Source organism: Cellvibrio sp. PSBB023 (assembly GCF_002007605.1).
GTDB lineage: Bacteria > Pseudomonadota > Gammaproteobacteria > Pseudomonadales > Cellvibrionaceae > Cellvibrio.
The window spans coordinates 642,918-668,621 of the sequence record NZ_CP019799.1; the positions used below are offsets into that span (position 1 = coordinate 642,918).

20 protein-coding genes are annotated in these 25,704 nt (G+C 51.4%); 10 read left to right on the forward strand and 10 right to left on the reverse strand.

The features are described 5' to 3' along the window. Positions 1 to 88: 88 nt before the first annotated feature. Positions 89 to 544 (forward strand): hypothetical protein, encoded by a 456-nt coding sequence (locus B0D95_RS02870; RefSeq protein ID WP_078042487.1) that lies wholly within the window; start codon positions 89 to 91, stop codon positions 542 to 544. Beyond that, on the forward strand, positions 523 to 7,140 hold the full coding sequence (locus B0D95_RS02875) for a fibronectin type III domain-containing protein (protein ID WP_210403672.1): 6,618 nt from the start codon (positions 523 to 525) through the stop codon (positions 7,138 to 7,140). Before B0D95_RS02870 ends, B0D95_RS02875 begins: the two co-directional genes overlap by 22 nt. Positions 7,141 to 7,236: 96 nt before the next feature. Here the strand turns inward: B0D95_RS02875 and cysC are convergent, their stop codons facing one another. Both cysC and B0D95_RS02885 read right to left on the reverse strand, forming a co-directional pair. Next, positions 7,237 to 7,806, reverse strand: a complete 570-nt coding sequence (gene cysC / locus B0D95_RS02880) for an adenylyl-sulfate kinase (protein ID WP_078042489.1) — start codon at positions 7,804 to 7,806, stop codon at positions 7,237 to 7,239. A gap of 106 nt (positions 7,807 to 7,912) precedes the next feature. After that, on the reverse strand, positions 7,913 to 9,310 hold the full coding sequence (locus B0D95_RS02885; protein WP_078042490.1) for a PLP-dependent aminotransferase family protein: 1,398 nt from the start codon (positions 9,308 to 9,310) through the stop codon (positions 7,913 to 7,915). A 189-nt stretch (positions 9,311 to 9,499) separates the two neighbouring features. Here B0D95_RS02885 and B0D95_RS02890 point away from each other — a divergent pair, with 189 nt between their 5' ends. Both B0D95_RS02890 and ilvE read left to right on the forward strand, forming a co-directional pair. Further along, on the forward strand, positions 9,500 to 10,312 hold the full coding sequence (locus tag B0D95_RS02890) for a PhzF family phenazine biosynthesis protein (RefSeq protein WP_078042491.1): 813 nt from the start codon (positions 9,500 to 9,502) through the stop codon (positions 10,310 to 10,312). After that, positions 10,305 to 11,204: a branched-chain-amino-acid transaminase gene (gene ilvE / locus B0D95_RS02895; RefSeq protein ID WP_078042492.1), complete on the forward strand. Its 900-nt coding sequence runs from the start codon at positions 10,305 to 10,307 to the stop codon at positions 11,202 to 11,204. Before B0D95_RS02890 ends, ilvE begins: the two co-directional genes overlap by 8 nt. A 172-nt stretch (positions 11,205 to 11,376) precedes the next feature. Here ilvE and B0D95_RS02900 read toward each other — a convergent pair whose 3' ends face one another. Next, positions 11,377 to 11,580, reverse strand: a complete 204-nt coding sequence (locus tag B0D95_RS02900) for a hypothetical protein (RefSeq protein ID WP_078042493.1) — start codon at positions 11,578 to 11,580, stop codon at positions 11,377 to 11,379. A gap of 366 nt (positions 11,581 to 11,946) precedes the next feature. On the opposite strand from B0D95_RS02900, the gene purU reads away from it, so the two are divergent. The 3 genes from purU to B0D95_RS02915 all read left to right on the forward strand — a co-directional run bounded on the left by purU (position 11,947) and on the right by B0D95_RS02915 (position 13,497). Beyond that, positions 11,947 to 12,807 (forward strand): formyltetrahydrofolate deformylase, encoded by an 861-nt coding sequence (gene purU, locus B0D95_RS02905; protein ID WP_078042494.1) that lies wholly within the window; start codon positions 11,947 to 11,949, stop codon positions 12,805 to 12,807. 76 nt (positions 12,808 to 12,883) lie between these two features. Further along, a complete protein-coding gene (locus tag B0D95_RS02910) occupies positions 12,884 to 13,174 on the forward strand; it encodes a nucleotidyltransferase family protein (RefSeq protein ID WP_078042495.1) in 291 nt (96 codons plus the stop codon). After that, positions 13,171 to 13,497: a DUF86 domain-containing protein gene (locus B0D95_RS02915; protein WP_078042496.1), complete on the forward strand. Its 327-nt coding sequence runs from the start codon at positions 13,171 to 13,173 to the stop codon at positions 13,495 to 13,497. Before B0D95_RS02910 ends, B0D95_RS02915 begins: the two co-directional genes overlap by 4 nt. A gap of 17 nt (positions 13,498 to 13,514) precedes the next feature. On the opposite strand, the gene B0D95_RS02920 is transcribed toward B0D95_RS02915, so the two are convergent. From B0D95_RS02920 to B0D95_RS02935, 4 genes are all read right to left on the reverse strand, one after another. Further along, positions 13,515 to 14,666 carry an MFS transporter gene (locus tag B0D95_RS02920; RefSeq protein WP_078042497.1) on the reverse strand — a complete coding sequence of 384 codons (1,152 nt, stop codon included), beginning with the start codon at positions 14,664 to 14,666 and terminating at the stop codon, positions 13,515 to 13,517. Positions 14,667 to 14,829: 163 nt separating this feature from the next. After that, positions 14,830 to 15,663, reverse strand: a complete 834-nt coding sequence (locus B0D95_RS02925; RefSeq protein ID WP_078042498.1) for an ABC transporter substrate-binding protein — start codon at positions 15,661 to 15,663, stop codon at positions 14,830 to 14,832. Between the two features lie 122 nt (positions 15,664 to 15,785). Next, positions 15,786 to 18,308, reverse strand: coding sequence for an alpha-glucan family phosphorylase (gene glgP / locus B0D95_RS02930; RefSeq protein WP_078042499.1), 2,523 nt, complete (start codon positions 18,306 to 18,308; stop codon positions 15,786 to 15,788). Positions 18,309 to 18,335: 27 nt separating this feature from the next. Beyond that, a complete protein-coding gene (locus B0D95_RS02935) occupies positions 18,336 to 19,334 on the reverse strand; it encodes a 2-hydroxyacid dehydrogenase (RefSeq protein WP_078042500.1) in 999 nt (332 codons plus the stop codon). Between the two features lie 183 nt (positions 19,335 to 19,517). Here B0D95_RS02935 and B0D95_RS02940 point away from each other — a divergent pair, with 183 nt between their 5' ends. Continuing rightward, positions 19,518 to 19,889 (forward strand): DUF6164 family protein, encoded by a 372-nt coding sequence (locus B0D95_RS02940; RefSeq protein WP_078042501.1) that lies wholly within the window; start codon positions 19,518 to 19,520, stop codon positions 19,887 to 19,889. Between the two features lie 5 nt (positions 19,890 to 19,894). Here the strand turns inward: B0D95_RS02940 and B0D95_RS02945 are convergent, their stop codons facing one another. Continuing rightward, the gene (locus tag B0D95_RS02945) at positions 19,895 to 20,299 is read right to left on the reverse strand and encodes a DCC1-like thiol-disulfide oxidoreductase family protein (protein WP_078042502.1); all 405 of its coding nucleotides are present in this window, start codon (positions 20,297 to 20,299) and stop codon (positions 19,895 to 19,897) included. Between the two features lie 154 nt (positions 20,300 to 20,453). Here B0D95_RS02945 and B0D95_RS02950 point away from each other — a divergent pair, with 154 nt between their 5' ends. Continuing rightward, positions 20,454 to 23,111, forward strand: a complete 2,658-nt coding sequence (locus B0D95_RS02950; protein ID WP_078042503.1) for a choice-of-anchor I family protein — start codon at positions 20,454 to 20,456, stop codon at positions 23,109 to 23,111. A gap of 81 nt (positions 23,112 to 23,192) precedes the next feature. Here B0D95_RS02950 and B0D95_RS02955 read toward each other — a convergent pair whose 3' ends face one another. Both B0D95_RS02955 and B0D95_RS02960 read right to left on the reverse strand, forming a co-directional pair. Beyond that, positions 23,193 to 23,552, reverse strand: coding sequence for a YggL family protein (locus tag B0D95_RS02955; protein ID WP_078042504.1), 360 nt, complete (start codon positions 23,550 to 23,552; stop codon positions 23,193 to 23,195). 61 nt (positions 23,553 to 23,613) lie between these two features. Next, entirely contained in the window at positions 23,614 to 24,360 is a 747-nt protein-coding gene (locus tag B0D95_RS02960; protein ID WP_078042505.1) for a YceH family protein, read from the reverse strand. Between the two features lie 179 nt (positions 24,361 to 24,539). Between B0D95_RS02960 and B0D95_RS02965 the strand changes: the two genes are divergently transcribed. Beyond that, positions 24,540 to 25,703, forward strand: a complete 1,164-nt coding sequence (locus B0D95_RS02965; protein WP_078042506.1) for a hypothetical protein — start codon at positions 24,540 to 24,542, stop codon at positions 25,701 to 25,703. Position 25,704 lies beyond the last annotated feature (1 nt).

The window sequence follows — 25,704 nt, forward strand, 5'->3', positions numbered from 1 at the left end:
TAGTTGTGGGATATGGAACTCACGTCAGACAGTGCGCAAAGGATGCGCACTATTTTTGTTGAAAACAAGTCATTAACGGGGAAGCATCATGTTGCTAGCTACTTACAAAATAATTCATGTGATCAATAATCTGGTTACTGGATATCGGAGTTATGGGGTCAGATTATTTTTAGGTGGCTTGGCAATTTTGGCATCCACTGAAACATACGCCGTTGTTCCAACGGATAATAATTTTGACAGCCCGGCCAGTGCCCCTTATGAGTTCACATCTCCTGAAACAATCGATGGGGCCAGGTTCACTCTGGTAGCTCCCGCTGGTGCGAAAAGCACCATCACGGCGAATGACGTTAGCTTTTCCATTACGCCGATAGATGGCAGCAAACCCTATGGATTCGATCTTGCCCTGATATTCAATATAGATAATTCGAATACTGTCGTGGGGGAGCCTTTGACGCGCGAATCACTTCGGCAGATGGCTCAGAGTTTCGTATTGTGTCAATGGAAATTGATACAGGAGCTGGCTTGGGAACTAGCCCAAACCTGACAATAACGGGGTATCGCGATGGTAGTTCGGTCGCCTCAGATTCTATTAATACCGGCGCCTCAGATTCTTCAGGCTCTGTGACTTATACAAAAAACGGGGTAGGTGCAGGGTTTGGCGGTACTCTGACGTTTAATGCTGACTGGCAATACATCGATGAAATCCGTTTTACCGGCAACAACACCGCAGTTGCAATCGACGATATAGATTTTGAACCTGGTGTACTGCCTGATTCTACTCCCCCCACTGTAACTTCTATTACCTCCAGTACTCCAAACGGCACCTATAAAATAGGTTCTCCAATTAGTATCCAGGTTAATTTTGATGAGATAGTTAATGTAACAGGTACACCACAATTAACCCTGGAAACTGGCGCTACCGACAGAACGATCAACTATACCAGTGGCACCGGCAGCAGTACCTTGACATTTACTTATACCGTACAGGCGGGTGATGTCAGTGCTGATCTAGATTACATCTCAACTACTGCCCTGACTTTGAACGGCAGTACTATTCGTGATGCAGCAGGCAACAATGCCATCCTTACACTTGCCACCCCTGGCGCGGCAAACTCTCTGGGCAATAATAAAGCATTGGTTATTGATGGCGTGGCTCCCACCGTTACATCAGTAAATTCCAGTACAGCAAATGGAACCTATAAGATTGGTGATCTAGTCAGTGTGCAGGTCAACTTCAGTGAAGCGGTAACCGTGACCGGTACTCCACAGTTAACACTGGAGACGGGTACAACTGACCAGACAATCAACTATACGAACGGTAGTGGTACCTCTTCGTTGACATTTAGCTATACCGTTCAGGCTGGGGATAATTCCAGTGACCTGGATTATGTAGCCACCAGTTCGCTGACATTGGGTGGGGGAACCATCAGAGACGCCGCAGGTAATGACGCGACTTTGACCCTGGCTTCACCGGGTGCAGCCAATTCATTAGGTAACAATAAAGCCTTGGTTATTGATGGTGTTGTACCTTCGGTATCCAGCATTGTGGTAAGCGGGAGCCCAACGGCGGCGGCTACCAGTGTGAATTTCACTGTGACCTTTAGTGAATCGGTGACCGGCGTTTCAACCGACGACTTTGCATTAGGCACTACTGGAACAGCCAGTGGCACCATTGCCAGTGTTTCCGGGTCTGGTTCCAGTTTCACGGTTACGGTGAATGGTATTGTTGGCAACGGTACCATTAAGGTCAACCTGAATGGATCGACGGATATTGTTGATGCAGCAGGTAACGTGAGCCCAGCGGCCTATACCAGCGGTACCACTCACACTGTCGCCATCCCAACAGCGCCGGACGCGCCCACCATCGGTGCAGCAACACCAGGCGATGGCCAGGTGTCTGTTGCCTTTACTGCGCCTGTTAACAATGGTGGTTCAGCGATTACGGGTTATACCGTAACCTCTAACCCGGGTGGATTTACTGGAGGTGGTAACGGTTTTACCACCTCACCGATTACAGTGAATGGTCTCACCAACGGCACTGCCTATACCTTTACTGTAACTGCGACTAATGGGGTTGGTACCAGCACGGTATCGGGTATATCCAACTCGGCAACCCCTAAAGGTAGTCAAACCATTACCTTTCCGAACCCCGGGACACAAAACTTTGGTACTGCGCCTGACTTGAGTCCGACGGCCAGCACTACATCCTCACTTACAGTGAGCTTTACTTCATCCACCACTGGCGTTTGTACTATCACCAGTGATGGTGCTTTGACCTTCGTGACTGCCGGTAGTTGTACTATTGATGCGGATCAGGCAGGTGATGATACCTGGAATGCGGCGACTACAGTAACCCAGACGTTCACTGTGAATGCGGTAGTCCCTGATGCACCAACCATTGGCACTGCCACTGCAGGTGATACTGAAGCTACGGTGACATTTACTGCGCCTGCCAGTACAGGCGGTGCAGCTATCTTTGCCGGCGGCTATACCGTCACCGCTAGTCCGGGTGGTGCAACTGCTACGGGTTCCAGTTCACCTATTACGGTAACAGGGCTGATGAACGGAGTGGCTTATACCTTTACCGTGACCGCCACCAACTCGGCGGGTGAGGGGAATCCCTCGGCAGCTACCAACTCGGTAACCCCTGCCGCACCGCAAACCATTACCTTTGCTGATCCCGGAGCGCAGAACTATGGTACTGCGCCAACCCTGACAGCTAGCTCTTCGGCGGGCGTTGGTTATGGGGTCACCTTTACCTCAGCCACCACCAGCGTTTGTACAGTTAACAGTGCCGGGGTGTTGACCTTTATCAGCGCTGGCACTTGTACCATCAACGCAGATCAGGCGGGCGACTCGTCCTTCTTGCCGGCGCCTCAGGTGAGCCGTACTTTCACTGTTAACCCTGTGGTCTCCGCTGCCCCAACCATAGGCACGGCAATCGCCGGTGATACCCAGGCGAGCGTCGCATTTACGCCGCCGATCAACACCGGTGGTACCAGCATTACCAACTACACAGTGACGGTAAGTCCACCGGATGTTGCTCCGATAAACGGCGCTTCCTCACCGATTGTGGTGACCGGGTTGACTAACGGACAGGCCTACACCTTTACCGTGACGGCGGATAACTCGGCTGGCACCAGTCCGGCATCAGTTGCATCCAACCCTATAACCCCCAAATCGATCCAGACGGTTACCTTTGCTAACCCTGGGCCGCGAAACTTTGGTACCGCGCCGACGCTTATAGCGACTACTGATGCAACTGGTTTGACTCCGACGTTTACTTCATCGACTCCCGCCGTGTGTACCATCACCTCGGGCGGTACTTTGACCTTTGTGTCCACAGGCACTTGTACGATCAACGCTGATCAGGCGGGGGATGCTAGCTACTTGGCTGCACCCCAAGTGACCAATAGTTTCACAGTGAACGCCGTGGTTCCCGGAGCACCAACGATTGGTACTGCGACTGCTGGTAGTGCCCAGGCTAGCATCGCCTTCACTGCACCGGCCTTCAACGGTGGTTCATTGATTACCGGCTACACCGTCACCGCCAGCCCCGGCGGTGCAACGGCAACGGGTGCCAGCTCGCCCATTACCTTTACCGGTTTGAACAATGGCACCAGTTATACGTTTACCGTGAGTGCAACCAACGCGGTGGGTACTGGTTCACCCTCGACGTCATCCAATGCGGTTACGCCGAATGGAGCACCCATCATTAGCGGTACACCAGCACTTAGTGTCAATCAAGATGCAGTCTATAGTTTTATCCCAACAGCAACTGACACGGCAGGCGATACCTTAACCTTCAGCATTACCAACAAACCTACCTGGGCCGTATTCGATACGGTGACTGGCGCCTTAACCGGCACACCAACCAATGCCGATGTGGGTGTGACAAACGGTATTGTGATCAGCGTGAGCGACGGCACTTTGAGTGCATCACTGCCAGCCTTTAATTTGACGGTTGTGAATGTGAACGAAGCGCCGGTTATCAGCGGTACACCAGCCACCTCGGTGGATCAGGATGTTGCCTACAGCTTCATCCCAACCGCGAGTGATGTGGATGTCGATGATGTATTGACCTTCAGCATCACCAACAAACCAACCTGGGCAAGCTTCAATCCTGCAACCGGTGCACTCACCGGCACACCAACCAATGCCGATGTGGGTGTGACTAGCGGGATTGTAATTAGCGTGAGCGACGGCACTTTGAGTGCCTCACTGCCAGCCTTTAATTTGACAGTTGTGAATGTGAATGATGTACCAGTTATCAGCGGTACTCCGGCAACCTCGGTGGATCAGGATGTTGCCTACAGCTTCATCCCAACCGCGAGCGATGTGGACGTGGGAGATGTACTGACCTTCAGCATTACCAACAAACCCACATGGGCTATGTTTGACTCCGCGACTGGTGCATTAACAGGTACACCAGCCAAGGCAGATGTAGGTACCACAACAGGTATCATCATCAGTGTAAGTGATGGCACTCTGAGTGCTAGCTTGCCGGCCTTTGATCTGGTTGTAGGTAATGTGAACGAAGCGCCGGTCATCAGCGGTACACCAGCAACCTCGGTGGATCAGGATGTCGCTTACAGCTTCATCCCAACCGCGAGCGATGTGGATGTCGGCGATGCACTGACCTTCAGCATCACCAACAAACCAAGCTGGGCAAGTTTCAATCCTGCCACCGGTGCCTTAACCGGCACACCAACCGGAGCCGATGTAGGTACTACAACCGGTATCGTTATCAGCGTGAGCGACGGCACTTTGAGTGCATCACTGCCAGCCTTTACTCTGGAAGTGGTGGCGACAATCGATCCATTGCAACCTGTGGTGACCGCACCGGATGACATCACTATCAATGCTACGGGGCTTTACACCCCAGTCAGTCTGCGTCAGTTGTTGAGCTTGAACCCGGCGGCAACTCAGGAGCAGGTGGAGGCGATCCTCAATAGCATGGCCAGTGATGGTGTGAGCGGTAATACCTGTTGCACCACCAATCCGGAAGGGTTGAATGCCAACAACGTGTTGCTGTTGCCTCCGGGGCGTCATGAGGTGACCTGGAAGGCCACTAATGCGGCGGACGTGAGCGGTACGGCTACCCAAGTGGTGTCTATCAATCCGTTGGTATCGCTGAGTAAATCACAAATCGCCATTCGCGGTAGTGCAGTGGAATTCCGTGTATTGCTTAACGGTAAGGCACCGCAGTACCCCTTGAGCGTTCCTTATGTGATTGACACTAATGCCACTACCGCAGCGAGTACTGAGCACAATCTGGTGAATGGTACTGCTAACTTTGCTGAAGAAGGGCAGGTACAAGTAGCAATTCCTGTACAGATCGCTAACCTCAGCGGCTTAACAGACAGCCAGTTGGTAGTACGTTTGGGCAGTGATATCAACGCTGGTGTTGCCAACAGCCATACCATCAGTATTCGCGAAGGCAACATACCGCCGAGCGTAACCCTGGGACTGACTCAAGGTGGCATCAATACCATTCAAATCACCCCAACCGGCGGCCCGGTGACCGTGACGGCTACCGTGACTGACCTGAACCCCGGTGATACCCACACCTACGACTGGTCAGCCAGTGACACAGTGTTAGGCGATACTGACGGTAATCCGGTCAATAACACCCTGGTGTTTGATCCGAGCAATCTGAGTGGCCGTCATCAAGCACAATTAACGGTGACGGATTCCGGTGGAGCCTCTGCCAATGTGCAGTTGTTCTTCCGTATAGTTGCCAGCTTGCCAGTATTGTCACCGGATGTTGACACCGATGGCGATGGCATCAGTGACCTGGATGAAGGCTTGGGTGACAGTAATGGTAACGGTATCCCAGACTATCTGGACAGCATGCCCACCACCAACATCCTGCCGCAACAAGGTGCGGTCACCAATGCCTACCTGATTGAATGTGATCCGGGGGTTCGCTGTGGCCTGGGTAAATTTGCCCTGGTTGGTCAATCCGGTGGCGTGCAGATTCTGGATAACGAGTTGGGTGCAATGAGTGAGTTGATAGTCGACCCTACCTTTAAACCGGTAGGCGGCATCTTTGACTTTGTGATTAACGATCTGCCTACCCCGGGCCAGAATGTGCGCATTGTGATTCCACAAGCATCTCCTATCCCGGCGAATGCGGTCTATCGCAAATACCAAAATGGCAACTGGGTTAACTTCCAGGAAGATACTAACAACACCATTTTCTCCGCACCCGGCAACCCTGGTTATTGTCCACCACCCGGTAATGCGGAGTGGACCCCGGGTCTGACCCAGGGCAACCTCTGTGTACAGCTCACCATCACCGATGGTGGCCCGAACGACGACGATGGTTTGGTTAACTCCGCGATTGTCGACCCGGGTGCAGTCAGTGTCGCACTGCCGGTTGACCCGGAGCCGCCAACCCCTGAACCACCAAAACCGGATGTCAGCCTCAAATCCAAAGGGGGCGGTGCGGTAGATGGTGTCTGGATCTTGTTAATAGGAAGCCTGCTGATGATGAAATGGATAGGTGCAAGACAACGCAAAAGCTTGCTCACCGCCGCGCTGCTGGTGACCTCGGTCTCCAGCCAGGCACTGACCGATGGTAAAGCCTTTGTGCGAGTAGATGTCTACAAAGTTGAAGGTGGCACCCATGAAGCCGCCTTCAGCCAGACACTGGCCGCCGCCGGTCATGACTTCAGGGTAGATCGTTACGATGTGGATCGTCGCGGCTACCAAATCGCTCTGGGTTACCAATGGCACGACTACACCTACACCGAACTGGGCTTTTTGGAGTTGGGTGATGTGAATGTCGATATGACCCTGGATGGCGACACTGATCTGGTCGCCTTCAAGCGCGACTTTGCCGATGCCTATCCGGTGAGTGCAAGCGGTTGGACGGCGGTGCAGGGATTAACCCTGTTCAGCGAGCGTCCAATTAATCTGTCGTTGGAAGCGGGCGCTTATTTCTGGCAGGACGACCGTAAAACCAACCAGGCCCAAATCACCTTGCAAAGTGACAGTGGTGTAGCGCCATTAGCGGGTGTGCGTATGGATTGGTTACTGACCAAGTCTATCTCGATGGGATTTAATGCACGGCGAATTTATCTGGGCGATCAGGTGGTTGATTTGTATTCGCTGTCTGGCCGTTATCGGTTTTAACGGCTCAGTTGATATTGATTGACCACGGTTTTTAGCGCAAACAATCATTGCCAGAGTGCGACACCATCCAAGTGTGTTGCCTCTGGCAATCTTGTTTTAGGGCTGCGGATTAATCAGATAATGGTTACTTTTCAGGAAAGAGATTATCTGTTCCACGCCTTGTGTTACATCCAATTGATCGGTGCGCAAATGCAGTTCTGCCTCAGCGGGGCGATCGTAAGCGGAATCAATACCGGTAAATTGTGTAATTTTCCCCTCCCGCGCTTTGCGATAAAGGCCCTTCGGATCGCGTGCTTCGCAAACAGCAAGCGGCGCATCAATAAACACTTCAATAAATTCGCCGGATGGAAAGCGCGCGCGTAACTCGCGACGTGTTTTTTCAAACGGGGATATAGTTGCACAAATCACTAGCAATCCTGCGTCGACCATCAAGCGTGCGACTTCACCAACACGGCGCAAGTTTTCGGCGCGATCTGCTTCGCTAAAACCCAAATCTTTGCACAGCCCTTGACGCAATACATCGCCATCCAGCAGGTAAGTACGGCAACCCAATTCGTTTAATAGGGTTTGCAGTACTGCTGCCGTAGTGGATTTTCCTGCACCACTCAAGCCGGTAAACCAGAGCACACAGGGGCGATAGTTTGAGTTGGATAAGATTGTCGTCATAAATGATTATTCATGTGTTTATAGAGAGGTGGTTTTTATAACATTTGGCAAGCATGACAGCTATGGTAAACCTGCCAGAGCAAAGCGTATTTATCGGCCAGCGATGCTAAAGCAGTCCGGCCAAACTGACCAATGCCCGCTCAATCCGGCTGCTCCACACACAAGCGCACGAGAGTCGGGTAAATTGCCGGTACTTTTGACTCGCCGAAAAAATCGGCCCGGGTGCGATACTAATTCCTTGCGCCAAGGCCTTGCGGGCCAGTGCAAAGCTATCCACATCACCCGGCAGCTCCAGCCAAATCACAAAACCACCTTCCGGGCGCGAGATTTTAGTGCCCTCGGGAAAGTAGTGAATTACCGCTTCGGTCATACGTGTTACCGCCTGTGCATAGTCCCCGCGCACCCGTCGCAAGTGACGCTCGTATTGCCCGTTTTCCAATAACTCGGTCACCGCCAGTTGTGGGATGGTCGTTGTCGCCAGATTTAGCACGTATTTCATGTACTCGACTTTATCCTGATAGCGCCCCGGTGCGATCCAGCCCACACGCAAACCGGGCGACAAGGTTTTGGAGATCGAGCTACACAGAATCACATTTTCATCCAACCCCTTTAGTAGTGAAGGGCGCGCATGGCTGAAGCTTAAGTCGCCGTAAATATCATCTTCAATCAGCGGAATGTCCCGCGTTTTGAGCATCGCCACCAGCTTTTGTTTGTGTTCATCCGGCATCAGGCAGCCGAGTGGATTGCTGAAATTGGGTGTGACGACACACGCCTTTACTGGCCAGCGACTCAGCGCGAGTTCAAGCGCTTCCAATGACATACCTGAGTGCGGATTGGTAGGAATCTCTAACGCCTCCAAGCCCAGCGATTCAATGACTTGCAGCAATCCGTAAAAGGTAGGTGATTCGATGGCAACTACATCACCGGGCGATGTCACCGCGCGCAATGCCAGTGTCAGCGCTTCTTGGCAGCCATTGGTGATTACCAGATTATCCGGGTGCACTGCGCAACCGGCATCAGCAAGACGGCGCGATAAGTGTCGCCGCAACTCAGGCGCACCGGGCGAAAACTCATAGTTAGCGGTGCGTACACGATACTGCCGCGCGGCCTTGGTAAGCGCCTGTTCGATCGCCCTGGTCGGCAAAAACTCCGCAGCTGGAACTGCCGCGCCCAATTGCACAACAGCGGGGTCATTGGCGGCTTTGATCAATTGCAGCACCATATCCTGCCCGGTAACCGGAGCAGGGCGCATAGTCGTCACCACAATGCGCGGTGGTGCGGCGGCCACCGCAGGTTTGGCTTTGACGTAAAAACCCGAGCGGTTGCGCACCTCCAGCAATCCCCAATCCTCGAGTTGGCGATAGGCGGTAATCACGGTGGCGATGCTCAAACCGCGTAACTGCGCCTGATTGCGCACACCCGGTAGGCGGTCTCCCGATTGGAATCCACCGGCGTTAATCAGACTGGCAAGTTCATCGGCAAGTTTGCGGTAAAGAATGTCCATCAACGCTCCATGCTGGTGTTCGATAGGTACAGTTTTGGTAAAAATTGATAGGTACAGATTCAGATTGGTTAAATCTGTATCGTATCAATTAAGTATTTTTGAAACTGTAATGGTTGTTGCACAAGAAATACACTGCTTTCTCGCAAAAAACAGTTATCAGTACACCACAAGGACACTACAGGAGGAGCCATGAGCTACCCATTATTCTTGGTCGATGCTTTTATTGCCGGGCCGTTAAAAGAGGGGCCATTTAGCGGTAATCCCGCAGGTGTATGCATTCTGGATAAAGAGCCGCCCGCCAGTTGGATGCAGCAGGTCGCGTTGGAAATGAATCAAGCCGAAACTGCCTTTGTCCACAAAGGTGCGGATGGCAGTTGGAACCTACGTTGGTTTACCCCGCAGGTAGAAGTCAGCCTCTGCGGTCACGCAACCCTCGCCGCCGCCCATGCCCTCTGGCAACACGCCGGTGAAACCGCCGCGATATTGGAATTCCACACCCTCAGTGGTCTGCTCTCAGCCAAACGAATAGGCGATGAAATCCAACTGGATTTTCCTGCCGATTTCCCCCAGTCAGTCGCCACCGTTCCGCCGGCACTTTTGCAATTACTCGGTGGTAAGCCTCATTGGTTTGGGCAAGGGCGAGATGATCTTATCGCCGTATTGGATTCCGCCGCTGCTGTGCGCAATTTTGTACCCAATGCCGAACAAATCGCCTCCTTCACCTCGCGCGGATTAATCCTCACCGCCCCGGGCGATGCAGGTTCCGGTCTGGATATGGTTTCGCGTTTTTTTGCGCCCAAGATCGGTATTAGTGAAGATCCCGTCACTGGTTCCGCGCATTGTGTGCTCGCTTGCTACTGGGGCAATCGCCTCGACAAAACCCATCTGCGCGCGCAACAAGCATCGCCGCGCGGTGGTTTATTAACGCTGGATTGGCAAGATGATCGCGTCCTATTACGCGGCAAAGCCCGCACTATGCTCACCGGAGAATTTTATGGTTGATTTGACAATTGCGGATCACAAACTTACAGCCGCCACCCCAGTATGCTGGCGCAACGGCTACATAGTTCCGCTCGAACAAGCCACTGTCTCTGTTTTTGACCACGGTCTTTTATATGGTGATGGCGTGTTTGAAGGGGTTCGTTTTTACAACGGGCGTGCATTTCGTTTGCAAGCGCATCTCGAGCGATTATTCCTCTCGGCGCGCGCGATTGCGCTCAGTATTCCCTACAGCATCGAACAATTAACTCATGCCGTTATTGAAACCATTTCTGCCGCACCGGAAATCAACGGCTATTTGCGTTTAGTAGTCACACGCGGCCCTGGTCCCTTGGGAATTGATCCCTCACGCTGCCATTCACCTGTTGTTTTTATAGTTGCAGATCGTTTGCAATTGGTGAGCGAAAGAGTGCGCAGTGAAGGTGCAAAAGTCATTATCGCCGCCACCCGTCGCTTAGGTGCTGATGGCCTCGATCCGCGCATCAAAAGTTTGAATTACCTCAACCATATTCTCGCGCGCATTGAAGCCACACACGCTGGCGCCGACGAAGCCATTTTGCTCAACAGTGCAGGCAGGATTGCAGAAGGCAGTGCGGATAATATTTTTATCGTGCAGCGCGGCGAATTATTAACACCGCCTGTTATTGAAGGCGCACTCGATGGCATCACCCGCCAAGTGGTATTGGAACTCGCTGAAAAACTCGGCATAAAAGCGCGCGAAATCCAGCTCGCCCCTTATGATCTGTTCACCGCCGATGAATGCTTTCTTACTGGGACAGGAGCGGAGTTAATTCCAGTAGGATACGCGGATGGCCGCAAAATACCTGAATGCCCAGGCCCGATTTATTCGCGTTTGGCGGTGGCATTTAGGGAGTTGGTGAATCAGGAGGTTTAAAGTAGGGCGGCTTCGCGAAGCAAGCCGCCGTATGAATTCGGTGGTTATTTTTTAAGGAAGTCAGGTGATTTTTCTGAGTGGAAAAGTACAATCGCTTGATTTCCGGCCAGACAGCAGATTGATCTCCAGCCTAAGTCAGAAAAATCTATCTTTTGAATCTCGTTGGGTTTTATTAATGATGCACGTGTTCTTGTAACGTGAAAAATATTAAGTCTAGTTCGCTTTTGAAGTCGATATATTTTTCGCTTTGTGACTTTTCTTTGGCTTGCTTAACTACCAAATCATAAATTCTAGTCACCGGCGGAATGTCTCCATCAATGGTTGGAAATTTTAAATTTTCGATAGTATTTGCTTGCTGAGCATCCTTAAAAGTCATCTTCTTTTATCGTCCATGCTTTTTACCTATATTAGGTTTTCAATAATACGGCGGCTTGCTTCGCGAAGCGCGCCCTACGTCAGTCAATCCAAACGGCTAGGGCTTCTTCGGCAGGCGTATTGAACCCATGGTTTATGGTAATCAGCAGTATTTGAAGTCTCCAGACTTTGGGTTGGAGTATTATTCATTGGGTTAGAATTTAACCATATTTTGGTGCTGAGAGTCGGTTTTTGCTGGTTGCTTACGCAAATTAGTACAAGTAGCATGAGGCCTTTGACTGGGCTGCTGCCGAGCGAATAGCGATCGAGCGCCGGATTGCCCATAATCCCCTGTTGTAAACGCTGAATTCGATAAAGAGAAAATCACATGTCTGCTGTTAAGGAAATCGTTTTAACCTTTAGTTGTGAGGATTCCAAAGGCTTGGTGGCCGCCGTGGCCACTTTATTTGCGACCTTGGGGTTTAACATTAAAGAGTCTTCGCAATTTGAAGATGTGCAAAGCAACCGCTTTTTTATGCGCACCGTATTTGAGTGCCCAACTGGTTATAACCTAGGGCAGATTCGCTCGCTGTTTAAACCGCTCGGTGAACAGTATCAAATGGATTGGAATATTTTTGATAGCGCCAGTAAGCCGCGTGTGTTGATTGCGGTTTCCCAGTGGGGGCATTGTTTGAATGCGCTGCTCAACAGCTGGAAAAATGGCTCGCTGCCGATTGATATTGTGGGCGTTGTTTCCAACCACAATGTGATGCGCGATTTAACCGAGTGGTATCAATTGCCGTTCCACTATTTACCGATTACTGCCGATACCAAACCGCAACAAGAAGGGCAGTTGTGGCAGTTGATGCAGGATTTGCAGGCGGATTTTTTGGTGCTTGCGCGCTATATGCAAATTCTCTCCGACGATTTGTGCCGTAAATTAAATGGCCGTGCGATCAATATTCATCACTCATTTTTACCGGGTTTTAAAGGTGCCAAGCCTTATCACCAGGCATTTGATCGCGGGGTAAAACTGATTGGTGCGACTGCGCATTTTGTTACGGCCGATTTAGATGAAGGTCCGATTATTGAACAATCGGTTGAGCGTGTATCCCATGTGAATTCACCGGATGAAATGGCAGAAATTGGGCGTGATATTGAAGCCGTTGTGCTCAACCGAGCCGTGCGCTGGCATGCTGAGCATCGGGTTTTATTGAATGGCACCAAGACGGTGGTATTTTCAAGGTAGATGAATATACGGCTATGCTTAGACTATTAAACTATAGGATGTGATATACCAGCGAGAATTCATTCAGGGGGTATTTATGCTGCTAGAAGATTTGCACCAACAAAAAGCCACTATCGATGCTATAGCCCAGCAGTTTGGTGCGCGCAGGATTCGCGTTTTCGGATCAGTTGCCCGTCGGGAGGAAAATGCGAATAGTGATGTGGATTTTCTAGTCGATTTTCCGGTGGGATACGATTTGTTTAAGCAGCGATTACCCTTGGCTGACCGCTTGTCTAATTTGCTGGGGCGCAAAGTGGACTTGATTCCTGAGCATGAATTGAATTGCCATATCCGCGCTGCAGTATTAAGCGAGGCGGTAGATATATGAGTAAGCCGTGGCAGCCCTATGCATTCCATATTTTGGATTCGATTGGCAAAATACGCCGTATTCAGGAGCGTGGTGACATTCGACAAGACGATATTTTGTATGACGCGGCCTTGCGTAATTTACAAACCTTGTCGGAAGCTACGCAGCAATTACCAACGGAATTAAAGCAGCAATATCCTGATATTCCGTGGAGAGAAATTAGCGGCTTTCGCAACATCCTTGTCCACAATTACTTAGGCGATATAGATGCTCAGACGGTTGCAGCTGTCATAGAGCAATATCTGCAACCTTTGGAAAATACCGTTAAGAAAATGCTGTCTTAGCACTTCACGTCTGGTATTTATTTAGTCGTTGCCTTTTTAGCCAGCGCTGCTAGTGCCAACAGCCCCAGCGCTACAATCCCAAACGATACGCTCAGACTGCTCAGCTCCGCAATAAACCCAATCACTGCCGGGCCTGCCAATAATCCGGCATACCCCATACTTACCACGGCTGAAATTGCCAGGCCCATGGGCATGGAGTCCTGATTGCCGGCGGCGGTGAAGAGTACCGGGACTATGTTGGATGCTCCAACGCCAACCAGGGTAAACCCGATAAACGCGGCGGCGCTGTGGGGGACAAACACGACAAGAAGAAAACCAGTGGCGGCGCAGAGGCCGCCCCAGAGTACAACGCGGGTGCCGCCGAGGGCGTTGACGATTTTATCGCCGGTGAAGCGACCAATGGTCATGGCGACAGAGAAACAGGCAAAGCCTAGACCGGCATAGACAGGATCGATTCCGCGCAGGGTATTGAGGAATACGGCGCTCCAATCCAGCACGGCACCTTCCGATAAAAAGGCGACAAAACACAGGCTGCCAATGAGCAGCACTTTGCCGCGTGGTAAGACAAAAAAGGGATCGCGTTCACCGCTGGCCTCACTTTCGGCCTTGGGGAGTAAATCCTTGGCGGAGTAAGCCAGCATGAGCAGCAGTACGGCGGTGAGGCTGAGTAGCGAGTGGAAGGGGCTTAATCCAAACCAAAGCAGGGCGCTCATGACTACGGCGCCAAAAATCCCGCCCAAGCTGTAAAAGCCGTGGAAGCCGGACATCATTGAACGGCCACTGGCTTTCTCTACCACTACGGCTTGCATATTCATGGCGACATCGGTGCCGCCCAACATCATGCCAAATAGCAACAGGTTAATTGCCATACCCGGAATCCCGGGGGAAATGGCAAGGCAGACCAGACTGATGCACATCAATAACAGGCTGGTGGTAATGACACGGCGGCAGCCGTAGCGATTGACCAGCAGGCCGGTAACGGGCATCGCCAGGAGCGACCCTATACCAAAACACAAAATCAGCAAACCAAGGGTGGATTCACCAATCGCCAACCGGGATTTAACAAATGGAATCAATGGTGCCCATGCTGACATAGCAAGGCCGGTGATAAGAAAGGCGAAACGGGTAGACATTTGTTGCGCAAGCGCAGTGGAATCCGGGGTAGACATAGTGAATAAATATCCAATCAGCAGTAGAACACTTTGCAGTCCTGATTGCCTTGTTGGCACAGACGGCAGCGCACTATACCGGTGCAGGAGGCGGTCTTGTTAGTGAGGATTTGTAAATCCAGCCAGGTAATATGGTGTTTTGTACTGTTCCCGGGCTTGGATTTTACTTGGCAGGTTGAGCGGGTTTATTGGTGTTGCGCAGGCTGACAGTCGGGTTGTAAAAACTGTTGTTATCCACCCGGTCCAATATTTTCTGGTAGGCGCCGCTGGCTTTGAGTTTTTGTAACCCGGTGTTGAAGGTGGTAATCAGCCATTGGGCATTTGGGTGGGTTTTGCTGGCGAGCAAATAGCCTTTGGGTGAACTCAGTGGCGGCTCTATGACCTTGAGTTTGCGCGGGTCGATACTCAATTGTGCGGCCATGTAAAAGCCTGACATTTCATCTGTCGCAAACAGATCCACCCGGTCTGCCATGAGCAGTTTTATGTTCTGGATATCCGAGGGCACCATGATCGGGTTGATTACCTGGGAATCAACGGCGCGATAAAAGTCTTCGGTATAAGTAAAGCCAAGTGTGGCACTCATGCGATAGTGACTAAGGTCATCGAACCCTTTCCAGTGGATAGCATCGGTATTGGCGCGCTGGAAAAATACGGTGCGATTAACCACTACTGGCTCGCTAAACAGCATGGCCTCACGACGTTCGGTGTTGTCGTACCAGTAGCTTGTTGCGTCAAACTTGCCCAATCGCGCTTCTTCAAATGCACGTTTCCACGGCAGATAGACGAATTTCACGGCTACACCTTGGGCGGCAAACGCTTCCCGAATAATGTGATTGACGTGACCGTCGTCAGGGAGCTGTTTTCCTGCCCAGGGAGCGAATTCTCCGGTGGCGATACACAGGGTTTGTGGTTGTTGTTTTGGCGCCTCGGCTGTACAACCAAGGCTATAGCCCAGCGTCAGCGCAAGGGAATATCCAATCAATTTAACGAGTGACACAGACTGCTCCTGGTAGTTGACTCACGGTCACCGCCTGATCCTGATACGCGGTTTGCTTATATAGTGATCATACCCATCTATTACGTTTATAGCTCATGACACGGTGTATTGCGCCATTTTACCTAGTCAGCCCAGCAAATAAGGGGATTCTCTGCCGGTACTTGCGCCTGCGGGTGACGGGCGATGGCACGCAGGCTCCAATCACTTATTGGGCGATACAGCGGCAGGCTACCCTGATAGTGGTAGGCATTGACGGCGCCGGTGAGCGGGTAGGCCAGTTCCAGCGCGATGCACTCAGCACCATGCCCGGCAACAGGATCGGCAATCACTTCTATGGCTACCGTCTCCGGGGCTATACCCCCTAAATAGACCTGCACTTCGGCGAAGCAGGTGCCTGCCTTCTCGGTAATGATCAACTTTCCAAGATGAATCTCATGCCAATGGCGTGCCAAATGCTGCTCCCATTGGCGCAATTCCCGCGCTAGTGCGCCCTGATTGGCTAGACGCTGCTGATACTGCCGTGCGGCGGGTAAATAGTAGCGTTCCAGATAATCCTGCAGCATGCGATTGGTGCTAAAGCGTGGTGTCAGTTGCGCCATGCTGGTGCGAATGCGTTGCAGCCATTGGTGGGGAATATCTTCCGCGTCCCGTGTGTAAAAACAGGGGGCAATCTGTTGTTCCAGCAGTTGGTAGAGTTGCTCAGCGTCGGCGGCATCCTGTTCGGGGCCATATTCGCCGCCATCGCCCAATGCCCAGCCGCAATCGGGTGTATAGGCCTCTGCCCACCAGCCATCGAGCGAGGAGAGGTTAAGCCCGCCATTGGCCAGTACTTTCATTCCGCTGGTGCCACAGGCCTCCCAGGGGCGGCGTGGGTTGTTGATCCATACATCCACTCCCTGTACCAGGTAGCGGGCGAGGGTGATGTCGTAATCCTCGATAAAAACCAGATGCTTTGCCACGTCTTCGCGCTGCATAAACTCCTGCCAACGCTGCAGTTTGGCTTTGCCTTGTTCATCGGCGGGGTGTGCTTTTCCTGCGACCAGAAGTTGTACCGGGTAGCGGCTGTTGCACAGCAGGCGCGCCAAACGGTCGGGGTCGTGGAGTAGCAGGTCGGGGCGCTTGTACTCGGCAAAACGGCGGGCAAAACCCAGGGTGAGAATATTGGGGTCCAGTGGATGCACGTTGGGCAGGCTGCAATCGAGTTGGTTGGACTCATGACGCCACTGGCGGCGATAGCGCTGACGCGCGTATTCCACCAGGCGCGCCCGGCTATTAGAGGTCAGCTGCCACAGGCGATGGTCGCTCACCGCCTGCCACTGTTCGGGGTGTTGGAAAACACGGTCATCCTGCCAGGGATGCGGGCCAAACACCTCGCTCCACAGGGTATCGGTTTCATCGGCCGCCCAACTGGGTATATGTACGCCGTTGGTCACATAGCCAAGGGGTACTTGCCGCTCCGGCCAACGGGGAAAGAGCGGCTGAAAAATACGCTGGCTCACCTGACCGTGCAGTTCGCTAACCCCATTGCTGTGTGCACAGGTGCGCATGGCGAGGTAGGCCATGTTGAATGCTTCACTGTCATCCTTGGGGTTGGCACGGCCCAGGGCGAGAATGTCTTCCATGGTGACGCCCATTTCCAGGGCTGCTTCGCCTGCATAGCGATGCAACAGGCTTTCCGGGTAGCGATCAAACCCGGCGGCGACAGGAGTATGGGTGGTAAACAAATTGCCACTGCGAGTAGCCCAGAGTGCCTGCCAGAAATCTACCTTGTGCTTAACACAGTGGGCGCGAATTCGCTCCAGAGTGGCAAAGGCGGCGTGGCCTTCATTGAGATGGCAAATATCAATCTCCAATCCCAACTGCTCCAGCAGCCGCCAACCACCAATACCCAGGGCGATCTCTTGTACCAGGCGCAGCTCGGTGCCACCGCCGTAGAGCTGGCTGGTGATTCCCCGGTCACGTGGTTGGTTGCAGGGGTGATTGCTATCCAGCAGGTAAAGCTTCACCCGGCCAACCTGTGCTACCCACACCCGGAACAGCACATCGCGACAGAGAAAACTGGTGGTCACATCCAGCCAACTGCCATCTTTATCCAGCAAGGGGGTTAACGGCAGGCTACCGGGGTCATTGAACAAGTAGGTTTGCTCCTGCCAGCCTTGCTCATCAAAACTCTGGCGAAAGTAGCCTTCCTGATACAACAGCCCCACGCCAACCAGCGGCACACCCAAATCGCTCGCGGTTTTCATGTAGTCACCGGCCAGAATACCCAGCCCACCGGCGTAAAGGGGTAAGGCATCGCACACCCCGAATTCCATACTGAAATAAGCGATGCCCTTGAGCGGTCCGGGTGATGTTGCCTGAGTGTAATGACGCTGATACCAGCCGGGCTCGTCCAGATAGCGGCGGCGCTCGTCAACCAATCGTGCCAGATGCGTGAGAAAGCCTTGATCCTGTGCCAGTTGTTGCAAGCGTTGATTACTGGTGAATTGCAAGACGCTGACCGGGTTGCCGGTGCTCTCCCATACGGCGGGGTTGAGCTGGTGCCACAGGGCGTCGCCGGAATGATTCCAGCTCCACTGCAAATCGGCCGCCAGCTCATGCAGTATCGCTAGCGCAGGGGGAAGTTGACGCTCAAGGTTTGGCATAGGGCAAGGCTCCTGATACAAACAGCGCTAGTTAACTAAACATACCTGATCCAGCTCACCCTGCTCAAAGTGATCAATATTCTCAAAGGTAACACGCGCGATTGCCGCCAGCGCTTCGCGGGTGAAAAACGCCTGATGCCCGGTGACCACCACATTGGGGAAGGTGAGCAGGCGTGCGAATACATCGTCTTGCAGCAGGCGATTGGAATTGTCTTCAAAGAATAAATCGCCTTCCTCTTCGTAAACATCCAAGCCTAAATAACCGATTTTTTTACTTTTTAAACCGCTTATGACCGCGCGAGTGTCGATCAAACCACCGCGACCGGTGTTGATGAGCATCACACCATCTTTCATGGTGGCAATGCTGTCGCGATTAATTAAATGGTGGGTATGGCTGTTGAGTGGACAGTGCAGGGAAATAATATCGGCTTGTGGCCAAAGCTCTGCGAGTGGAACAAAGGGCACGCCTGCGGCGACCAGTGCGGGGTTGGGTTGTGGATCATGCGCAATCACTTTACAGCCAAGGCCGCGCACAATAGTGGCAAATACCTCACCGATTTTACCGGTGCCAATCACCGCTACCGTTTTATTCACCATATCAAATCCCAGCAGGCCATTGAGTGAATAATCGTTTTCGCGTGTGCGATGGTAAGCGCGGTGCAAATTGCGGTTAAGCATCAGTATCAACCCCAGCGCATGCTCCGCCACCGCATGGGGTGAATACTCCGCAACACGCGCAACCAGCAATCCCCATTTTTTGGCAGCGACCAAATCCACCTGATTAAAGCCTGCACAGCGCAGGGCAATCAGTTTTATGCCAAGAGATGCGAGTTGCTGTAATACCCCGGCATCCAGGTGATCATTCACAAAACAGCAAACCACCTGGCAATCCTGCGCCAGCAGGGCCGAGTTGGCATTGAGTTGCACCTCGTGAAAAATCAATTCGTGGGGGTTGGGTAAGGCATGGTTGGCGCGGTTTAAAAAATCGCGATCGTAGGGTTTGGTGCTGAATACGGCAATTTTCATAACAGTCCCTCCGCAGGTCTCATCTCAGTATTGTCAGTAGAATCCTGAGTCTAGTGCTTTATGTCCAGCAGGGCTTGATTTAAAACAGACAAGGGCAATTTGGCGAAGGCCTGGCAATAACTGGTATCCTTGGCGGCTGTCGGCACCAACGCCAAAAAAATGCAATAAGACGGATGAATTCCCATGGCCAAACTACTGTTTAAACTCGCACAGGTTCCCGATGATGAAGCGCAAGAAATTCGCGAGCTATTGACCCGTGAAGCGATTCGTTTTTACGAAACCGATGCCGGCTTCTTTCGTGTCGGGCTGGATGCTATTTGGCTTGCCGATGCAGAACAGGAAGCGCGCGCGCGCGAGTTATTGTTGGCCTATCAACAAGAGCGCAACCAGCGGCAGCAGGAAAATTATGCGCGCTTGGTGGAGGCGGGCGAGGCGCCCAATGTGTGGCAACTTTTTTGCGCCCAGCCGTTGCGTTTTATCGCCCTTGTTGTGGCGATTATTTTTGTCGCCAGCTTAACCCTGTTGCCATTTGTGATGCCTGCGTTGCAGGGTTGATATTGTTAAAACCTGTCGTTGTCAGCCAAGCCCAAATTATTAATTTTGGTTTTACCCAACAACTTTAATAAAAGATTACGCAGTGTGCGCAGTATGGGGTAGAGCAGATGGCTTAATCGTTTGGATTTAAACAGCCAATAGTTCAAACGATTAAATACCCCCGAGCGAGTGCCCAGTAACGACAGCATATGAATTGCATCGGAGCCGTAATAAAGTTGCTGCTCCAATTTTAATACCATGCCCTGATCTATATCCCAACCCAGCGCGGTAATCTCATCCAGAATCGGGCCGGGTTCGCGCGCATCCACCAATACCAAGTCGCCAATATCTTCACGAATACGCACCAGGCGGCAATAGTTGTCGCACGCGGGGCACTCCTTGTCATAAACCAATACCACTTGTTTTGTCATTTTTATCTGGCACCTGCTGCGTGTCATTAACTGCGTTTTGCCATCAAATTGTCATCTATTTGTTGTGTGTCTGTCATCTTGCAACCCTAAGCTTGGGCGCTCCAAAAAACGTTTATTTACGACATAAGATCGTCTTTACATGAGAGCGCACATTATGACACTCATCCAACAATTGCCACGCTGGGCGGCGCTTACTGCTGTATCCTTTACGCTGGCGGCCTGCGGTGGCGATGGCAATAATTCATTCAACAGTTCATCCCTTGGCTCAAGCAGTTCAAATAGCTCAAGCAGTGTGTCCTTATCCAGCAGTGTATCTTCTGCTGATACTCCCTCCTCAGCAAGCAGTAGTTCTACCGTTACAAGTTCTACAACAAGTTCTGCGCAAAGTTCTTCTGCGCTGAGTGAGAGCAGCAGCTCATCATCCGTTTCGTCTGTGGCATTGCCCGCGCTGGTGCTGAATGAAATGCGCTCCGACGGCGGTGGTTATGACTACATTGAAATTTACAACGCCAGTAATACCGATTACACCTTTGCCGCCAATGAGTGGGCGGTGAATGACCTGAAAGGTTTTAGCGAAGACAAAGTACCCGGTATAGTTATTCCGGCGGGTACAGTCATTACTGCCCATGGCTTTTTGTTGGTTGCGGTAGACCAAACTGCCGTACCTTTTGGTGCGCCGACCAATACCCTGATAGGCGGTGCCGGTGAATTCGGATTGGGGCGCGGTGATACCGCACTGCTGACCTACAAAGGCGAGATTATTGATGAAAAAGGCTGGGCAGCAGGCAGTCATGTCAATACCTTTGGCCGTTTGCCCGATGGGGGTGAATGGCACGATCAAACCGAGGCATTGGTGGCCACCCCCGGTACGATTAACGCCTTGCCAGTTGTGAATCCACCTGCGACGCAAAGCGATATAGTCATCAATGAAGTCGTATCCAAAGGTCGTGCGGATATTGATTTTGATTATGTCGAACTCTACAACAAATCATCCCAACCTTATGTATTTGCTGAAGGGGAGTGGGCATTAAGTGATAGCGAAAATACCGCAATGCCAATTCCCGGCGGCACGACCATTCCCGGCCACGGTTTCCTGGTGTTATTGCCGGATGTGGCAGTTGACGCAAGTTTGCCAACCAATGCCCCTGCAGACGCTGTTTTAAATAGCACAGGTGGATTTGGTATTGGAAAAAATGAAACGATTACCTTGATCCGTTTTGAAGCGATTATTGACCGTGTGAGCTACGGCAATTTTCATGTGAATGCTTATGGTCGCTTTCCTGATGGCGGTGAGCTGATCGCTTTGGGTGACGGTACCGCTACCCAACTCTATGCATCTCCCGGTTTGAAAAACTTTATGACCCCGGCAATGAATTTAACGGTCACTACCATGAATTTTTCTGCCTTCAATAACGATGAAACCACCTTGGAAAATAGCGGTTTCCGTGTATTTGGCTTGAATGCCGATTTAGCCAAAGATGTAGAGCCGGAATATATTGCTGTCGCCGCCGATTCAAAAACAGCTTGGGTGACCCTGCAAGAAAACAATGGTATTGCGCGCATTAATTTGGATGGCACACCGGCGATCACTCACATTTTCCCGCTGGGTTTTAAAGATTATGGTGCAGCAGGCAATGAAATTGATCCAAGTGACCGGGATAATAAAATTGAATTTGCCGCCCGCCCGAATGTGTTTGGCATCTATCAGCCCGATGGCATTGCAACTTTTAATGACGGTGGTATGGATTATGTGATTACCGCTAACGAAGGCGATGTACGCGATTACTACACCAATTTTGTCGAAGGCGTAAAAGTGTCCGACATCACTTTGGATGAATCAGATTTTCCCACTGCCAGCGAGTTAAAAAAGAATGAAAACCTGGGGCGTTTGGTCGTCACCCAATTTGCAGCATCCCCAACGGCAGAAACCCTGTACAGCACATTGCTGAGCTTTGGTGCGCGTTCATTCAGTATCTGGAATGGCACGACGGGGGCGCAGGTTTATGACAGCGGAAATGATTTGGAAGTGCAGGCTAACGCGGCCGGTGTTTATCCGGATGATCGCAGCGATGCCAAAGGTGTTGAGCCAGAAAACTTGACTGTCGGTGTAATAGGTTCCAAGCGCTTTGTATTTGTTGGTCTTGAACGCGCCGATGCCGTAGCGGTTTACGACATCACCGACCTTGGTAATATTCAATTCAGCCAAATGCTCATTACGCAAGGTGATGATGCACCCGAAGGTATTTTGTTTATCAGCGCGGCAGATAGTCCGAATGGTAATCCCTTACTGGTCGTCTCCAATGAGGACAGTGGCAACGTGACCGTGTATCAAAGCGATGCTAATGGCGATTTTAGTTTTGCATCACGATTAGTGCTGGAAGGTGGTACTGCTGCAGCAGAAATCAGCGCCTATGATCCCATCACCAAACGATTGTTTGTTCTGAACAATGGCGAGCTGCTGGCTAATTCACGCATTGAAGTATTGGATCTGGCTAATCCAGCGGCACTGTCACTGCTGACGACCATTGACCTCAGCCCCTACGGCGGCGGTATTAACAGTGTTGCTGTCAGCAATGGCAAAGTGGCAGGTGCACTGCAAGCCGTCGATAAAACCCAACAGGGCACTGTGGTGGTGTTTGATACCACTAACTACACACTGCTCGGTATTGCCAAAGTGGGTGCTTTGCCCGATATGCTCACCTTTTCACCGGATGGAAAATTTATTCTCACCGCCGATGAAGGTGAAGCAAAGGATGATTACTCCTATGATCCAGTTGGTTCTATTTCTGTGATTAGTTTGCCTGTGCTCTAATTAGGCCTGCAATTAATCTGCAATAAAAAGCCCGCACAACTAACATTGTGCGGGCTTTTTTTATACTGTGCGAAGTGCTATTTACGCGTAGTAATTCGCATCAATAATTTCACTCAACTCAACCTTGGCAACTTGAGGCTGGGCCACTAACCAAGCATGCAGTTTGGCCTTGTCTGCTTCTGTAGCAGAGCCGTAGCGTTTGGCTGAACCGATAAAACCGGACAAGCGTTTGCTGGATAAGCCGCCGCCAAATACCAGACCTTCGGCATTGATGGCATCGATAAAAAAGCTATCCACAAATTCGCTAATAGTCTCTTCGCTCAAATCGCTTTTAAATTCACATTCCAATTCAAAGCCGAAGGTAGCAAATTCGTCTTGAAATAATTTTTTGCGCAAACGTTTACTGCGCTGTGGTGCTTTTTTCGTACTTACAACGGTCATGGTTTTACCTTTACTTAATCACAATCAAAAAAGAGTGTTACAGCGATGGGATGCAACCTGATTACGTCAGGTCATCATTACTCACGCCATTTAATTCCATCAGCGTGGCGACTTGTTTTTCCAATAATTCAACACGGCTTTCCAGTTGCTGTACTTTTTGTTCCAACTGTTTGTGTTGTTCCAGCTGCGCGCTGTGTTCTTCGTGGCCGCTGCGGCTACCGCTTACTGCACTATTTTGCATGGCGGCAATGGCAGCTAAATCTGGTGCGCCGCACAGTAGGTGCATGTAGCGATCTTCGCGCTGTCCGGCCTGACGCGGAATGTGTACCACGTGGGGTTTGGTTTTGGCGCAGAGTTGTTGCAGTTTTTCTTCCAGTGCCTGATGGCCGCTAAACTCCACCATGCGCTGGGTGCGGGTGAGAATCTCGGCCACCGTTTGCGGGCCGCGCAGGAGCAGTACGGTCAAAATAGCCTGAGTGGCTTTATCCACACTCAGTACGCGGGTCAGGCGCTGGTCGTAACGCGCGGCGCGGTTGCCATAATCCACACTGAGCAATTGGCGGTCCTGTAGTTCACTGACGCAGCGCTGCACCTGACCGCTTTCGTAATTGCTAATAGGCTCGCGGCTGGTTTTCTGGTTACAGGCCAGCAGCAGGCTGTTTAACGTCAATGGGTATTGGTCGGGCGTGGTTAGCTGTTTTTCCATCAGGGCGCCTAGTACACGGGCTTCAATGGCATTTAGCAATGCGGGTTCTTCGTGGTGGGCGTCTTGGTTGGTATCGTTGTTGTGCTCAATACTGTTTTCCATAAGGACTCTCGAAGATCATCGACGGGCTGCAACTCTACGCTGATGGCGTTCAAATTTCACCTTTTAGGCTTTGTACACTGGGTTATTCACGAAATATTTCAAAGGTACGCCAATTCTTGACTATATTTTAGTCATTGCGCGGGTTGAGCGCGTAGCGTGATTTTGTCGAGGACGATGTTATGGATGCCGTGTGGTTAATAGGAAATCCCGCCCAGTGTTACCGGGTGCCCGATCAGCAAATGATCATTAATACGCAGGATGAGCTGGTCGGCGATGCCGCCGTTTACCGCGTGCCCGTTACCACTGTCTCTGAATTTAGCGATCTCTGCTCGCGGGCAGCACTTCTGGTGGTGGTGGCGGGTGCCGGATTAGCGGAGGGGTGGCTGGAATCCATACCCGGTCATTTACCCAAAATCGGGTTGCTGGCGCACCATCATCAGGATAATGCGCACGAGCAATTGGGCGCCTTGGGCATAGATGCCTATGTTTCCAGTGCAATGAATCCGGCAGATTATGATTTGGTGCTGCGCAAAGTATACGACGACAAGCTCGCGTTAAATGCCTTGCAGCAGGAATTAAAAAACTTTTCCTCTATTGCATTTACGGCCATGTCTTCAGCATCCGAAATGGGAACGGTAGCTATCTTTGCCGAAAAAGTGCAAGACATTATGGAGATGGAGCGACTGGCGCAGTTGATCCACTCTTGTTTGAGTGATCTGGGGGTTAGCGGTGTGGTGCAGTTTATTTTTGATCAGGATGTGCGTCTGTTCCCTCCGCATATATCAGCGTCTTATTTGCGGTTACTGAATTTTGCCTCCGAATCCAATGCGCGCATTGTGTCCCAAGGGCGATTTTTATTATTCAGCTTTGAGCATTTACAACTATTGGTCACCGATGCACCGGTGCACGAGGAGGAACGCTATGGTCGGCTGCGGGATGTGTTAGCGCATTTGGTGTCTATTGCCGAGGCGCGCGCAAAAACCTTGAAAGTGAATTCGTTGTTAAAAACACAGCAGGACAATACCCGTACCGTCATGATGCTACTGGAAATGTCATCCCGTGATAATCGCAATGCCGTCAAAGAAATTATGACGGAGTTGTCGGATTCGCTACGCATGATCGCAACAGGGTTTGATTTGAATATGCAGCAAGAATCGGCACTGCTGGGGTTATCGGAGAAAGCACTTGAGTCACTGGAGTCGTTACAAGAAGCAACCTCAGTTGTTGAGGAGTATTTCCGCAGTTTAGTGCAAGAGTTGGAGGCTGTATCGCTGTTGTTGGATAAGCAAGAGCAGGTTGCACAGGATCAGCCTGAGCAGGACAGCCGCGTAGAATTATTTTAAG